The sequence below is a fragment of the Anoxybacillus dikiliensis genome (assembly GCF_050613275.1).
Lineage (GTDB): Bacteria > Bacillota > Bacilli > Bacillales > Anoxybacillaceae > Anoxybacillus.
The window spans coordinates 851,166-867,590 of record NZ_CP187112.1; the positions used below are offsets into that span (position 1 = coordinate 851,166).

General features: G+C 43.6%; 11 protein-coding genes. 10 read left to right on the forward strand and 1 reads right to left on the reverse strand.

What is annotated here, in order from left to right; translation table 11 throughout:
• Position 1: 1 nt before the first annotated feature.
• The 9 genes from ACPF7I_RS04570 to ACPF7I_RS04610 all read left to right on the forward strand — a co-directional run bounded on the left by ACPF7I_RS04570 (position 2) and on the right by ACPF7I_RS04610 (position 14,311).
• Positions 2–1,042, forward strand: a complete 1,041-nt coding sequence (locus tag ACPF7I_RS04570) for a HEAT repeat domain-containing protein (RefSeq protein ID WP_430744539.1) — start codon at positions 2–4, stop codon at positions 1,040–1,042.
• Positions 1,035–2,420, forward strand: coding sequence for a glycosyltransferase family 2 protein (locus ACPF7I_RS04575; protein WP_430744538.1), 1,386 nt, complete (start codon positions 1,035–1,037; stop codon positions 2,418–2,420). The genes ACPF7I_RS04570 and ACPF7I_RS04575 overlap by 8 nt, the downstream gene beginning before the upstream one ends.
• Positions 2,417–5,623 (forward strand): hypothetical protein, encoded by a 3,207-nt coding sequence (locus tag ACPF7I_RS04580; protein WP_430744536.1) that lies wholly within the window; start codon positions 2,417–2,419, stop codon positions 5,621–5,623. The genes ACPF7I_RS04575 and ACPF7I_RS04580 overlap by 4 nt, the downstream gene beginning before the upstream one ends.
• Positions 5,623–5,997, forward strand: coding sequence for a response regulator transcription factor (locus ACPF7I_RS04585; RefSeq protein WP_003396658.1), 375 nt, complete (start codon positions 5,623–5,625; stop codon positions 5,995–5,997). The genes ACPF7I_RS04580 and ACPF7I_RS04585 overlap by 1 nt, the downstream gene beginning before the upstream one ends.
• Positions 5,981–8,869, forward strand: coding sequence for an ATP-binding protein (locus tag ACPF7I_RS04590; RefSeq protein WP_430744534.1), 2,889 nt, complete (start codon positions 5,981–5,983; stop codon positions 8,867–8,869). The genes ACPF7I_RS04585 and ACPF7I_RS04590 overlap by 17 nt, the downstream gene beginning before the upstream one ends.
• 81 nt (positions 8,870–8,950) lie before the next feature.
• Entirely contained in the window at positions 8,951–10,414 is a 1,464-nt protein-coding gene (locus ACPF7I_RS04595; protein WP_430744533.1) for a spore germination protein, read from the forward strand.
• Positions 10,411–11,511, forward strand: a complete 1,101-nt coding sequence (locus ACPF7I_RS04600; RefSeq protein ID WP_430744531.1) for a GerAB/ArcD/ProY family transporter — start codon at positions 10,411–10,413, stop codon at positions 11,509–11,511. Before ACPF7I_RS04595 ends, ACPF7I_RS04600 begins: the two co-directional genes overlap by 4 nt.
• Positions 11,508–12,620, forward strand: a complete 1,113-nt coding sequence (locus ACPF7I_RS04605) for a Ger(x)C family spore germination protein (protein ID WP_430744529.1) — start codon at positions 11,508–11,510, stop codon at positions 12,618–12,620. The genes ACPF7I_RS04600 and ACPF7I_RS04605 overlap by 4 nt, the downstream gene beginning before the upstream one ends.
• A gap of 92 nt (positions 12,621–12,712) precedes the next feature.
• Complete coding sequence (locus ACPF7I_RS04610) at positions 12,713–14,311, forward strand: putative bifunctional diguanylate cyclase/phosphodiesterase (protein WP_430744528.1); 1,599 nt, start codon at positions 12,713–12,715, stop codon at positions 14,309–14,311.
• A 55-nt stretch (positions 14,312–14,366) separates the two neighbouring features.
• On the opposite strand, the gene ACPF7I_RS04615 is transcribed toward ACPF7I_RS04610, so the two are convergent.
• A complete protein-coding gene (locus tag ACPF7I_RS04615; protein ID WP_430744526.1) occupies positions 14,367–14,807 on the reverse strand; it encodes a YkyB family protein in 441 nt (146 codons plus the stop codon).
• Between the two features lie 105 nt (positions 14,808–14,912).
• Here ACPF7I_RS04615 and ACPF7I_RS04620 point away from each other — a divergent pair, with 105 nt between their 5' ends.
• Entirely contained in the window at positions 14,913–16,424 is a 1,512-nt protein-coding gene (locus tag ACPF7I_RS04620; protein WP_430744524.1) for an exopolyphosphatase, read from the forward strand.
• Position 16,425: the final 1 nt, after the last annotated feature.

Genomic DNA, 16,425 nt, shown 5'->3' on the forward strand with positions numbered 1-16,425 from the left:
TGTGTCTAATCAACTTGTTTTGTTTACGGTCATCGTGTTCACTTTATTCGCTGTTTTACTTGCGATTTTTCTTTATTTAGTTGTCCGGAAAAGAAAGGATAGCAAATGGAGGCGGGAAGTGGAAACGTATAAACAGTTGTATGAACCGGTGCTATTTCGCTATTTAGCTTACGGTGACGAACAAATCTCCGCTCCGTCATCATCCGCGCAACGTGTCGCAATGATGGAACTACTCGATCATTTTATGCGCGTGCTTGCTAATGGCGATGTAAAGGAGAGGGCAACCACGTTAGCAGAAATGTATTTTGTCGATTATTTACGAGATCAGCTTGCTCATCGCCGGCTCGGAAGAAGAATGAACGCCCTCTTTTTTATTGAAGATTTCCATCTTCGCTCGCTCGTCCATGAGTTAGAAGCGATGTATGAACAAAAACAGCTAACGACGATGGAAAAGCGCCAACTGTTAAAAATGTTTGCGCTTTTTCAACATCCGCACGTATATGAATATATGAAACAGACGGATGAATCGTTTACGCAATTTGATTATCGCCTCATTTTATCGCGCATGGACGATCGTATGTTTGCAAAAATGGTTGACCATTTTTTTGATTGGAACGAAAAAATACAATATGCGATCGTTGACATGATTGGCATTATGCAAAAGTTTGCGCACGTTTCATTTTTGCGTACGTTGCTTCGGCATGAACAAAGCGAATACCGCATTCGCGCATTAAAAGCGTTAGCGGAAATTGCTTTTCCGCTTGATTCCGAGCAACTTCGCATTCATTTACATTCACCTGTTTGGCAAGAGCGGCTCATGGCTCTTCGGCTATGCGCGCGCACACGTCCATATGAGCTTGTTGAGACGATAAAAGAGCTTGTCAAAGACCGTGTGTTCTCCGTGCGCTCGCAAGCAGCAGAGGCGTTGCTGCGCATGCCGAACGGCTTGGCGATTCTCGAACAAATCGCCCAAACATCAGATGATCGTTATGCGCGCGATATGGCGCTTGAGTGGTTAGAAAGAGGGCGAGAAAATGATTAAACTCGCAGCGATGTTCGTCTTTTTCTTTATGATTATGGTCATTTTATTTTATACGTTTTTACTCGTTGTGTCGCTTATTCAATTGCGCCGCATGTACGAATTAGACGAATGGGAGCCGTATGAAGAAATGCTCGATGTGAGTTATACGAAACCGGTCTCGATTTTAGTGCCTGCCTACAATGAAGAAGCTGGCATTTTCGCAACCGTTCGCTCGTTGCTTAGCATCGAATACCCAGAGTATGAAATTGTCGTCATTAACGACGGTTCAACAGACGATACGCTTGAGCGGCTAAGGAAAGATTTCGACCTTATTCCGATAAAGCGCGTCATTCGCGAGCAATTAAAAACGAAACGGGTGCGCGCGGTGTATCGTTCCCGCAAGTTTTCTCATTTATTTGTCATCGATAAAGAAAATGGCGGAAAAGCAGATGCGTTAAACGCAGGCATTAATTTTTCGACGTATCCATACGTTTGTTCGATTGATGGCGACTCGGTCATTGAACGCCGCGCCTTTTTAAAAGTCATGAAACCGATTGTCGACTCAGACGAAGACGTGATTGCATCTGGTGGAAGCGTGCGCATCGCTAACGGTTGTGACATTGAAAAAGGGGAAGTGTTGCGCATCGGGCTTTCTCGTCAACCGCTCGTCATTATGCAAGTCATTGAATATTTGCGCGCGTTTTTAATGGGACGTATCGGATTGAGCCGTCATAATTTATTATTAATTGTTTCAGGGGCTTTCGGTGTCTTTTCAAAACAATGGGTCATTCGTGCCGGAGGTTATGCGCATACAGTCGGAGAAGATATGGAACTTGTCGTCCGTCTTCACCGTCTCATAAAAGAAACGAAAACAAATAAAAAAATTGTATACGTACCTGACCCGGTTTGTTGGACGGAAGCGCCAGAGTCAATGAATGACTTACGAAAGCAGCGCCGGCGTTGGCATCGTGGATTGTTTGAAAGCCTTTGGCTTCACCGGCGCATGTGGTTCAACCCGCGTTACGGCTCAATCGGGCTCGTATCGATGCCATATTTTTTACTGATTGAATTTTTAGGTCCTGTCGTTGAGCTGCTTGGCTACATCCTCATCATCGTTTCGCTCATTTTAGGCGACATATATATTGAATTTGCGATTTTACTATTCCTCGTTTCCGTGTTGTACGGCTCGATTTTTTCGATGGCTGCTGTGTTGTTAGAAGAATGGACGGTGCGGAAATTTTCGAGCGTTTCAGACGTCGTACGCCTCTTTTTTTATTCATTTACTGAAACGTTATGGTATCGTCCGTTGACGGTGTTATGGCGCTGCGAGGGAATTGTTGACGCGCTGTTAAAAAGAAAAGGATGGGGAGAAATGAAAAGAAAAGGTGTGTCGAAATGATGAACGAACAACGTTGGCTCGTTTTATATGTCGTCTTTATTTTTCTGATCATTTCTTCACCGTATTGGCTATGGAAAATGAAGCCAGCCACCACGTTAAATGTGTTGATTGTCAATAAAACGGTTCCAGATGATACGTATCGTGAACATGAAGGACTTATTTGGCTACTAAATCAGCAAAAGTATGTGAAGCCAGACGGCGCGCGCTATGAGTTAAAAAAAGATTACGTTGGGTTTATCCCAACGACAAAAAAAGAGCGTCCATGGCCGACATCGTTACAATCGTACGATGTTATTTATATAGCCGACACGTATGGCGTATATGAAAATGATTGGACAGCGGAAAAAAAGAAAGGGAAGCGTTCAAAAAAAGTGTACGGTGGTCTGACAGAACAAGAAGTCAATCGGTTGCATGAGGCGATGTTTGAAGGAAACAAAACGCTCATTGCCGAATTTAATTCGTTCGCAAGCCCGACCGATCCGTCTGTTCGCAACAAATTTTATGCTTTATTAAACGTCGAATGGACGGGCTGGATTGGCCGCTATTTCCCGAAGCTCGAAGATGACGAAGTGCCTGTTTGGGTAAAAGAAAACTACGAAAAGCAATACGATAAACGATATGCGTTTACTGGACCCGGCTACGTGCTCGTCGATGAATACGACCGGCTCATCATTTTACATGGAAAAGAAATAGGAAAACGAGGGGTGCTTTTTACTCCGACGAAAAAAGGAGAAAAAAAACTTGGAATCGATGGCTCTATTCCGTATTCGTATTGGTTTGATATCGTAAAGCCAATACATGATGAGGAAGTGCTAGCGACATATACGCTGTCGTTATCGGAAAGAGGGAAAGAAAAATTACGAGCGCTCGGGCTACCGATGACGTTCCCAGCCATCGTTCATCATCAAAATGCGCGCTATGAGGCGTATTACTTTTGTGGCGACTATGCAGATCAACCGGATGTACCGGGCATATATCAAACGGTCGGCATCGACATATGGCGAAAATGGACAGTGCGCCATGATCCGAACAGTACCGCATCGTTTTATTGGAAAGCGTATGTTCCGATCATGAAAACGATTTTTCAATCTGTTCGCCACGAACAAACGCGTACCGCTGAACGAACGGTTGCGAAAACAGACGACGGGATTCAACTTGCGGGACGCGTCGGAGAGCAATATATACAAATTTATAAAAATGGGAAATGGAAAAATGTGTTGTTAAAAGGTGTGAATATGGGAATCGCAAAACCGGGCCATTTCCCGGGGGAAACAGCGATTACGAAAGAACAATATTTCCGTTGGTTTAAACAAATTGGGGCGATGCATGCGAATGCCGTCCGTGTGTACACGATTCACCCGCCGGCGTTTTATGAGGCGTTTTATGAATATAACGAAATGGCAGATCAGCCTTTATATTTATTTCACGGGGTGTGGGTGAATGAAGAAACGTTTTTACGTACAAACGATGCGTTTGCAAAAGAAAATACGGATGAGTTTGTCGCAGAAATAAAGCGAACGATCGATATCGTTCACGGGCGGGCAACGATCCCACCTCGCCCGGGGCATGCGAGCGGCATATATCGCTACGACATTTCTCCATATGTGCTCGGCTGGATTTTCGGGGTCGAGTGGGAACCGACCGTCGTTCATGCAACAAATACGAAACATGCGGGATTGCTAGATTATGAAGGGACGTATGTGTACACAAAAGGAGCGTCGCCGTTTGAAATTTGGCTGGCGCGCATGATGGATGAAGCGATTGCTTATGAAACGAAAACGTACGGCTGGCAGCGCCCGGTCAGCTTTACGAACTGGGTGACGACCGATTTGTTAACACATCCGAGCGAACCGTTAGAAAAAGAAGATTTCGTATCGGTCAATCCGAACGTCATATATGCGACAAAAGCGATGCATAGCGGCTTATTTGCGTCGTATCATATTTATCCGTATTATCCAGACTTTTTAAACTATGAGCCGAAATATGTCAATTACATCGATCATCGCGGTGAGAAAAACAACTATGCGGGCTACTTAAACGATATGAAACGAGCGCATCGCATGCCGATCGTCGTCGCTGAATTTGGCGTCCCGTCATCGCGCGGCATGACGCATCGCAACGTATATGGGATGGACCAAGGGTTTCATTCCGAACAAGAGCAAGGTGTAATCAACAAAAAACTATTTGAAGATATCGTCCATGAACAAATGGCAGGCGGATTTATTTTTACGTGGCAAGATGAATGGTTTAAACGAACGTGGAACACGATGGATTACGACAACCCTGACCGCCGTCCGTTTTGGTCGAATGCCCAGACGAACGAGCAACAATTCGGCTTGCTTAGCTTTGATCCGACCGAAAATGAAACGACGATGATAAAAGTAGACGGAAGAAAGGAAGATTGGGAGTTTCTCGGCATCCGTCCTGCGTTTCAACAACATGGCCGCGCGCTCTATATGACAAGCGACGAGCGGTACGTCTACATTCGTTACGACACAACTGTTAAGCAGGACAAAGACGTCTATATATTGTTTGATACGATACCCAATCAAGGACAATCGACTATTCTTAATGTGCCGAACGTGCGAACAGAAGGCATCGATTTCGTCCTTCATTTACGTGGGGAAAAAGAAGGGCGATTATGGATTGATAGTTATTACGATTCGTTTTATTATCATTATGGACATGTGTTGCAAATGATTGATCGCCTCCCATATGCGAACAAAAAAAATAACGGCGTATATCATCCGATTCGTTTGACGCTCAATAAAAAATTACAAATTAAAGGAAAAACGTATCCGTTCGATTTTTATGAAACAGGCGTTATGACGTTTGGTACCGCAAACCCGAACGATGAAGCATACAATTCGTTAACGGACGTAAGCGTCAGCAAACAAAAAGATCGATATGAAATTCGCATTCCATGGGCGCTGTTAAACGTCAAAGACCCGAGCATGCATGAAGTGATGGGAGATATATGGAAAGAAGGGTTGGCGAGCAGTCAAACGATTGCGGGCATGCGCGTCGGCGTATATGAAAACGAATTTTCGTATCCAGCAAAAGAAGGACATATGCTAGATGCGAAACAGTTTTACACGTACACGTGGGACGCGTGGGAGGAGCCGACATATCATGAGCGGCTCAAGCGATCGTACACGATTGTCAAAGAGACATATAAACAAATAGAAGGGGAGAAACGATAATGGCGAAAATTTTATTAGCAGAAGATGAAGAAGTGTTGCGCATGCTTGTTGTCGACACGCTCGAAGATGAAGGGCATGACATTGATGAAGCGTGCGATGGGGAAGAAGCCATTGAAATGATTAAACAAAACGATTACGACTTAATTTTGCTTGATTACATGATGCCAATATATACCGGCTTAGAAGTCATTCAACATGTGCGCAATATGCCCGATAAAAAACATGTAAAGATTATGATGTTATCGGCGAAAAGTCAACAAGCGGACAAAGAGCGCGTGCTGGCGGCCGGCGCTGACTACTTTATGGCGAAGCCGTACAGCCCGCTTGAATTAGTGGAACGAATTGAGGCGATTTTACATGGAGAAGATGCGTAACTATTTTCGGCAAAGTTTAGCAAGACAGTTTGTTTTACTTGTTGCGTCATTTTTAGTCATCTTTATTGTCGGAGCGATTGCCCTTTCGGCGTATCAATCCTCGTTAGTGGCGTCGTTTGAACAAAAAAAGAATGAAATCGAAAAGAAAATGAAATACACACAAGAAATTGAACGGGCGTTCAACCAAGCGTTTTCCGATGCGCGCGGCTATTTAGCCTTCAACCGAAAAGAGTTTAAGTTAAGCATTTTTCGCGAACAAGAAAACGTCCAAACTGCGCTCGATCTGTTAGAAAGCGCAGCAACGACGAAAGAAGATACGCAATTTGTGATGAAAGCGCGCCAATTTGTGCAACATTATTTCGAACGTCTCGTTCCAGAAGCGATTGACGCATTTGAAAGCGGCAATATACAAAAAGTATTAAGTTTATCAGAAAACGGTGGCACCGCGTCGATTGAACAATTTCAATTTCAAATGAAAACGTATAAGCAAAGCTTAAATGATCAATTAGATGGCGCTTTTCGACAGTTAATGAAGCAAGAACAAACCGCCCAAACGGCGTTTATCGTATTCGTCTTTTTCATGTTATTTTTGCTCATTATGATCGCGCGCATTATGACGAAAAAAATCGGGGCGCCGCTTCGTGCTCTCGCTAGCATGGCAGAAAAAATCGCAAAAGACGAACAAGTGCATAACGACGACGTCGTTCATACCGCTCGCGAAGATGAAATTGGAAAGCTCTCTCAGGCGTTTCGGAAAATGTTAGCGAGCATTCAAGATAAAGAGGAAACGTTAATGGTGCATAACGAAGAATTGCTTGCTCAACAAGATGAGCTAGAGCTGCAACAAACAGAACTCGAACAAGCGCTTGAAGCGATGCAAGCGCGCGAACGGGAATTAAAGCGGTATAACGACTTTATTCAAAGCTTATCGAATTCGCTTGATCGGCAAGACGTATTACAAAGCATCGTTTTTCATATGGCGCGCATTATGGAAGCGGATCGCGGCATGATCGTGTTAATGAACGATGAAAAAACGTACGCATCGTTCGGTTTGTCGCCATACGGGGTTGAACAGTTTTTAACGTACGTATACAACGGGCTGCATCAACGATTGTTTGAACAAAAAAAGCCGTTCGTGTTAAAACGCGAAGTCGCAGCATCGGAAAAAGGGTATCATGAAGAGACGATGTATGTGCACGACATTTTTTTACCTGTCTTGTCAAACGAAAATGATGTGCAAGCCATTTTAGTATTTAGCCGCTTTGGCGGACCGTTTTCTGATGAAGATATTCAAGAATATGTCGGGTTAACGAAACAAATATCGATTTCACTACAAAAAATTGCGCTATACGAACAGTCAGAACGAGCGCGTGAGACGGTACAACATATTTTAAATACGGTGCAAGAAGGCATTCACTTCGTTGACCGCGACGGCCATAGCGTCATCGTGAATAAACAAATGGCGGACTTGCTTCGAAAAGAGACGATTGCTGAACTGGAAGGGGCAAGCTACGAACAATGGGCGCGCGGCTTAGTTGAACAGTCCGATGCAGGCAAAAAGTTATGCGACTATTTACGAGCCATTATTTTTGACGGCGATGAAGAACATGAACCGTTTGTGTACCATTTGCCACAAAAGCGGAAAGTGATGCAAGTATATGCAAAGCCTTTATATCGTCATGGGGAACGACAAGGGACGGTATTTGTCCATCGCGACATTACGAAACAGTTTGAAGTCGATCAAATGAAGTCCGAGTTTGTCAGCACCGTCAGCCACGAATTGCGCACGCCGCTATCGAGCGTGCTCGGCTTTACGGAATTGATGTTAACAAAGGAATTAAAGCCAGAGCGACAAAAGAAATATTTAACGACTATTTATCAAGAAGCAAAACGGTTAACGGCACTTATTAATGACTTTTTAGATGTGCAGCGGATGGAGTCCGGAAAGCAAACGTACGATAAAAAATATGAAGATATCGTGTCTATTATTGAACATGTGATTGATACACAAAAAGTGAATACGACCATTCACACGTTTCACATCCAAAAAGAAACAAATAAAACGACCGTGCTCGGCGACCGCGATAAACTGGCGCAAGTGTTTACGAATTTAATTAGCAACGCCATCAAATATTCGCCAGATGGCGGCAACGTGACTGTGCGCATATATGAACAAAACAATCGCCTATGCATTGACGTAAAAGATGAAGGATTAGGCATTCCAGAAGAAGCGTTGCCAAACATATTTACAAAATTTTATCGCGTCGACAATTCCGACCGTCGCCGCATCGGTGGAACAGGGCTTGGGCTTGCGATCGTGAAAGAAATTGTGAAAGCGCATGAAGGGGAAGTGAGCGTTACATCAGAGCTGAAAAAAGGAAGCACGTTTACCGTCTCTCTTCCGCTCGTCGTTTTGGCGCCTGGTGAGGAAGATGAGCGCGACAACGATGACAAACAAGCGCATGCGCATGTCGTGATTGTTGAAGATGATGAAAATTTAGCGGCGCTATTAGAAGCGGAATTAAAAGATAGCGGGTTTCGCGTCAAACATGTGAAAGAGGGAAAAGAAGCGATCGAGCTCATTCAAAAAGAAAAGCCGGATGCGGTCGTGTTAGATATTATGTTAGAGGAGCATAACGCGTCTGGTTGGGATGTGTTAAAAACGCTGAAGCAAAATGAAGAACTCGCCCATATTCCAATTATTATTTCTTCCGCATTAGAAGAGCGAGAGAAAGGATTGGCGCTCGGGGCAAATAGTTATTTTGTGAAGCCATATCAACCGAGCCAACTATCGAAAACGATTTTACAAATGTTATTAAATAAAGAGCGGCAAGGGGAAATTTTTGTTCCGCTTAGCGAGGAAGCCAAATAAGGTTTCCTCTTTTTTTGCATAAAAAACGCGATGTATTACAAACTAGGAAAAAACGAAGCGGAAGAAAAAGGGGGCAAGACGATGTGGTTTTCAAAAAAAAATCGAGTAGAACATATTGCCGAACAACTTGCCCACTCGCCAGATTTGATGTGCCGGCGCATCCAATGCAAAGGAAAAACGGTCGACGTTTTATTTTTAAGCAATTTAATTAATCATAACCACTTGCAGCAAAACGTCTTGGCGTTTATTCACGACCAAGAAGACGTATCGTTGAAACAGCTCGCCCGCTGTTTGCCGATCGGTGCAGTGCACGTATGCGAAACAGAAAAAGAGATGGCGTCTTACATACGCGACGGTTGGGCAGGTGTGTATATCGAAGGGGAAACGCGCGGACTTGCCGTTAACATCGCTGAAAAAGTAGAACGTTCGCTTGAAAAGGCAGAAACGGAATCGCTCGTCCTCGGGCCGAAAATGTCGTTTACGGAGTCGATTGATACAAACATTCGCATTTTGCGCCAAAATGTGACCGATGCGAAATTAGTGACGGAAAAAATGACGATCGGGATGCGCAACTCGCTTGAAGTGCGCGTCGTGTACATCGAAGATATTGCCGATGAAGAAAACGTTCAAACGGTAAAGCAACGGCTGTCTGAGCTTCACATTGACGAAGTGATCGACAGTTCCGTATTAGCTCAATTATTGGACGATCATGCGTATACGATTTTTCCGCAATATTTATTAACGGAGCTTCCTGACCGACTAGCGTACAGTTTAATGAAAGGACGCATCGGCATTTTCGTTGACCGAAGTCCGACCGTCATTATTTGTCCGACGACGTTTTTTAGCTTTTTTGAAACGACAGAAGATATTTATTTACGTTGGACGATGAGCACCGTCTTGCGCGCGATTCGCATGCTCGGTATTTTTGCTTCCATCTTTTTATCGCCGCTTTATGTTGCCGTCATTACGTATCATTACGAAGTCATTCCGTCCGCTTTGCTTTTGACGATCGGAGAATCGCGTTCGCGCGTCCCATTTCCTCCCGTCATTGAAGCGTTGTTTCTTGAGTTTATGATTGAACTGTTGCGCGAAGCAGGAGCGCGCTTGCCGACAAAAGTCGGCCAAACGATGGGTATCGTCGGCGGTATCGTCCTTGGACAAGCGGCAGTCGATGCGGGATTTACGAGCAACGTGCTCATTATTATTGTCGCGTTAAGTGCGCTCGGCTCATTTACGGCGCCGAGTTATGAGATGGGCGCAACGATCCGTATTTTACGCTTTCCGATTATTTTATTAGCGGCGCTTTGGGGACTTGTCGGTATATTGATCGGCGTCAGCCTGTTGCTTATTCATTTATTAAAACTGACATCGCTTGGACGTCCGTATATATCGCCCGTTTATCCGTTTCGTTTCGCGGATATGAAATATGCGCTCATTCGTTTGCCGATTAAGTTTTATAGCGAGCGTCCGAAAACGAACCGCCCGCAAAACGCCCGTCGTTTTTCATGGCGTGAAGCGATGAAACGAAAGGATTTGGATGAATGATGAAAACGCCAAATGAACGGCTGTCGATTAACGCGTATCTCGTCTTTTTTCTCATCCATACTGCACAAATTGGGCTTGGCATCGTCGGCGTGCAGCGCGTCATTTTTGTCGAAGCGCGCCAAGATGCATGGATGGCGGTGCTGATTAGCGGATTATGGATTCATCTTGTCGTTTTTATCATGTATAAAACGTTAACGTTAACGGAACATGACAACATTTTTTCACTTCATACGTTCGTGTATGGGCGGGTGTTCGGTTGGATCGCCAATGCGCTCGTTGTCGCCTACTTTTTAATGGCGTATACGTCCATTTTGCTTGGTTACGTCGAAATGGCATTAACGTGGATGTATCCCGATTTTCCGCTTTGGGGCGGAGCGCTCATTTTAGTTATTTTAACGGTATACGCCCTATATGGTGGGGGATTTCGGCTCGTTGCGGGCGTTAGTTTTTTAACGTTTTTTATGACGATTTGGATCGTCGTTGTCGTTTTTCAGCCGTTGAAATATGCGGAGTGGATTCATTTGCTGCCCATTTTTGAAGCGACCCCAAAACAAATGATGAACGGTATATTAAAAACGTCTTATACGATGCTCGGATTTGAAGTGTTGTACGTCATTTATCCGTTTGTGAAAGAAAAAGGGCGCGTTCATCGTTATGCCCAGCTTGGCGTCATGTTGACGACGTTTCTCGTAGCGGTAGTGACAATCATTGCGATCGCTTTTTTTAGCCCGAAGCAGCTCGATGTGACCATTTGGGCGTCGTTGTCGATGTTTACGATCGTTAAATTTCCGTTTATTGAACGGTTTGAATACGTCGTTATTCCGCTTTGGCTGCTCGTCATTTTGCCTAACTTGCTTATGTTTATGTGGGCGATGACGCGCGGCGGAAAAGCGCTTTTTCATATAAAACAAAAATATATGTTGTTCGCGTTCGGTTTCCTTTCATTTCTCGTTGCGATATCGTTTCAACAGCGCGCCACCATTAACGAATTTATTGATCAAGTCGGGTGGTACGGATTTTGGCTTAGTTTTGTTTATCCGTTTATATTGTACGTATTTGTGCGCATAAAAACATGGGGAAAGGTGGGCGGGAAATGAAGTGGCTCATCGTTTGTATGATGTTATTAAGCGGATGTGTGCAACCACGCGTCCTTGAAAGACAAGGAATCATTACGGCTGCTGGATTTGATAAAAAAGGGAAGTTATATGAAGGGGCGTCCGTGATGCTTTCGTTTCAAACGAGCGGGTCGTCTTTGTCTGAAGTAATTGAAGCAGCAAATAAAACGAGCAAAGGACTTCGCCAAGATTTAGAAGCGCAAACGAGCCACGATTTAGGATCAGGGCAAATTCGTGTGATCGTATACGGAAAAGAGCTCGCCGAAAAAGAGGGGATTTTTACGTTAACCGATACGCTGCAACGCGATGCAAATATCGGTTCGCTCGTTTATTTAGCGGTTGGCGAGCCGAATGCAAAGGAAATCGTGAAAAGTAAAAAGCATGAAGATACCCCAGATATCGGGACGTATTTATATCGGTTAATTGAAAAAAATTTGCGCAGCGAATCGCTGTTAGCTGCGACGTTACATGAGTTTATTCATAGTTATTATGATGTCGGGAAAGATCCTGTATTACCTTGTTTATCGTTGCGTGATGACAAACCGATTATTGAAAAAGTCGCGCTATTTCGCGGCGACAAATTTGTCGGAACGGTACGGCTCGATGAAAGTTTTTATATTAAAATGCTTGCGTCCGAGTATAACACCGGACTAAAAAATATTACCGTGTCGCGCGAAGATGTCGCCCCGTTATTAATAAAGAAAAAGGAAAAAAAAGTAAATCTTGTCATTAATGAAATTAAAACAAAACGAAAAATTAAACTTATTAGCCAAGAGCCAGCCCCGCATTTTCGCGTCACCGTCAAGTTGCAAGCGGAAATTTTAGAGATGTCCGAAAAAATGAAGCCGATTATGGAAACGAATGTCCACATTCTTGAGCGGGCGATTGAAAAACAAATGAAAAAAGAAATAGAGCAACTATTAAATAAACTAAAAGCATACAACACTGATCCGATCGGCTTCGGACAAATATACGACCATTCGGTGCGTACATTGCAGTTGACGGAGAAACAGTGGGACAAATTATATAAGGATGCGAAAATAGATGTCGATGTGCATGTGTCCATTTTACGTACAGGAACGATTGATTAATTTCCGTTTCTTTATGAAAAATTATTTTCAATCATCATGCCATATGGTTTAATAAAAGAAGGAGGGACAATACGAAAAGCGAGGATTACAACATGAACGAACAGCAGTTTTTATTCCAACACCCCCCATTGATAAAATGGGAGGCCGTTGGGCAAAAGTTTGATCAATGTGCGATTTTTTTTGTTACGAACGAAGATGGCACGATTGTTTATATGGGCGACTCGTTTATGAGACAGCTGTCACGTCGCTATGGCGTCGTGCAACAGCTCGTTGACCGTGCTCATGAAGCCGTTGCTACATTACATACAAACGACACGTGGTGCGGAAAGGTGGTCGTCGATCATCGTCATGCATATGTGCACGTGCATTCGTTTCAATCGCATCTCATTTGGATCGGGTTCTTTTTGTTAGACGATGACGATTCCGATACATTAACGGGTGTCTTGTCGTACGATTCGTTTCAACATACGCTTGGCGAGCGAATAAATCAAAATGAACCGTTTACGTTATTGTCGTTGAATTTAGACCGTTTTAAATTTATTAACGATTTAATTAGCTATGAACGTGGAAACGAATTGCTAAAACAAGTAGCGGAGCGATTGCGCCGCTATGAAAACGGCATCGTTGCACGACAACATCGCGATCAATTTTTTCTCGCTTTTTATACGGTTGACCGAAATGAATTGCATCGTTTACTTGGCGAAATCATGCAATTGTTTTCTGCCCCGTTTCAGCTCAAAGACCAAGAATTGACGGTGACGCCAAGCATCGGTGTAAGCGTATTTCCAGATGATGCAACCGACTGGACGACGCTCGTTTCGCTGGCCGATTTAGCGCTAGAAACAGCGAAGGAAAACGGGGGAAATACGTACTGTTTTTATACGAACGAATTAAAAAAGACGAACGAAGAAAAATTATACATTCAACATAGCATTCGAAAAGCGTTGAAAAACGATGAATTTACGCTTCACTATCAGCCAATTGTCGATATTGCTTCCGGACAAATTGTCGCTGTCGAAGCGTTATTGCGTTGGCATCATCCGAAACGCGGCTGGATTTCGCCGGCGACGTTTATCCCGATTGCGGAGGAAACGAATTTAATTCAAGCGATTGGCGATTGGGTGTTGCGACAAGTATGTGAACAAAGTAAAGTGTGGAGGAAAAAAGGGCTCCCACATGTGCAAATCGGTATTAACGTCTCGATTAAACAATTTTTGCAAGCAGATTTAGTGAAACATATTGAACACGTGTTGCGCACGTACGAGTTAGATCCGTTTTGTTTAAAACTAGAAATTACAGAAAGTATGGCGATGCATCATATCGATTATGTGCTCGCTCAACTTCAATCGTTAAAACATTTAGGGCTTCAGCTCGCTGTCGACGATTTTGGGACAGGCTATTCGTCGTTAAACTATTTAAAAAAACTGCCGGTCGACATCATTAAAATCGACCGTTCGTTTGTACAAGATATGGTGAAACATTCATACGACTTATCGATCGTTCGCGCCGTCATTGAAGTGGCGCACAGCTTACAAATGAAAGTTGTTGCCGAAGGAGTGGAAACGGAAGAGCAACTTGCGATTTTAAAACGAGAAGGTTGCGACCGCGCCCAAGGCTACTACTTCAGCAAACCGCTTTCCGCTGAACAGTTTGAACAATTATTCCAAAGTGAAAAAGGGCGATCTCATTAAGAGGCCGCCCTTTTGTGTAATATAATAAATAATAGAAAATGGGAGGAGCTTGTCCTTAGCGAAATGTTTTCCCGAACCGATGCGGACGTGACCAGTCATAGCGTTTCGGCTTTGGCTGCACATCTTCTGGTGTGATGCCTGTATATGCTTGAAGTAAACGTTTCGCTTGAGACAACGGCATTTTAGCAACAGGGTTACGATAAGAGTCGTCCAACGCACCGAGATGAGGCAACTGCTTGAAGTCTTCTTTTGTTGGAGGTATATGGAAGTAATACGCGCCGATTGCCACAAGCACATCTGATTTTTGTTGGCTGTACTTCGGGTTTCGGGAAAAATGCAACCCAACTTTTTTCGCTTTCCCTTCTGCAAGCATTTTTTCAATCGTTTTTTTCTTCAGCAAATACAAGTACGAAGGATTTAAAGCGGCTTTCGCATGCCGGTTGACGGTAAATAACGCAACTGATAAATTCTCAACGGTGCATTCGACAGTTTCCATTCGCATTTCACTCCTTTTTTTATTTTGGTACACTTTTATTATACACGATGACTTATGTTTTTGGAAAATTTTCAATTTATTTTTTTATATAAGGGAGGACGAACGTTGAAATACGGCATTATTGATATTGGCTCGAATACGATGCGTCTCGTCATTTACGAACAGAGCAAAAGCGGGCGATTGCGTGAACGAGAAAACGTAAAAATCGCGGCTCGCTTGCGCAACTATTTGACAGAAGACGGTTTATTTACAGATGAAGGATTGCATGTCCTTTTGGAAGGGTTATTGACGTTTCAAGATGTCACGCGCTTTCATCGCCTCCATGATGTAAAATGTGTGGCGACGGCAACGATTCGTCAGGCGCGCAATCGCGATGACATCGTTCGCATCGTCGCCGAACGAACGGATTTTCATATGCGTATTTTATCCGAATATGAAGAAGCATACTACGGTTTTTTAGCTGTCGTTCAATCGACGTCGTTTCATGAAGGGATTACGGTCGATGTAGGTGGAGGAAGTACGGAAGTGACGTATTTTTATAACCGCGAACTTGTCGATTATTATAGCTTTCCGTTCGGAGCGTTGTCGTTAAAGCGAGATTTCGTTTCAGGAAACGTTCCGACCGATGAAGAGCTACAAACGTTGCGTGCATACGTCGAAAAACAATTTCAATCGCTTCCGTGGCTAAAACAACGCCGATTGCCGATTATCGCCATCGGAGGAAGCGCCCGAAACGTCGTACAAGTACATCAAATGCTACAAAACTATCCGATTGCAGGCATTCATCAATACGAAATGAAACGTGAACATATCGTGCAAGTGAAAAAATATTTACGTTCGCTTACGTTCGACCAGCTGCAAAAAGTGGAGGCGTTATCGAAAGACCGGGCGGATTTAATTATTCCAGCGGTCGAAGTGTTTCAAACGTTGTACGAAACCGTTGATGCAACGATGTTTATTTTAAGCCGAAAAGGATTGCGCGACGGCATTTTTTACGAGCAGTTTGGGCCGATCATCTTTCCCAGCGTACTAGATGAAAGTTTTTTTGAACTAGCCCAAGATTACGAAGTAAATACAAACCACGTACAACACGTATTAAAACTTGTCATTCAACTATTTGAGCAAATGCGCACGCTTTCGCTTTTTCCGCTAACGGGAGAAGATCTCGTCTTATTAAAGCGCGCCGCCCATGTGTTTTATTTAGGGCAATATGTCGATGAAGAGGCAAGCAGCCAGCATACGTTTTACATTTTAGCGAATCGAACGATTGACGGATTAAGCCATCGCGACCGCGTGCAACTTGCGCTTGTCGCTTCGTTTAAAAATAAGACGTTGTTTAAACAATATATTCAACCTTTTGACACATGGTTTACTCGCGCAGAACAAAAAAAGCTTCGGTTTCTTGGCGCGTTGTTAAAGTTCGCTTACAGCTTAAACGATACGAAGCGAAATATCGTCAACCGCGTGCAGCTTGAACTGAAAGAAGAAACGATCGTCATGCACGTGTTTTGCAATCAATCGTTTAAAGCGGAAGAATATCAAGCAGAAAAACATAAAAAACATGTGGAAAAAATGTTAAAACGCCCGATTCAGTTACAATTTCATTTGGAGGGATGAA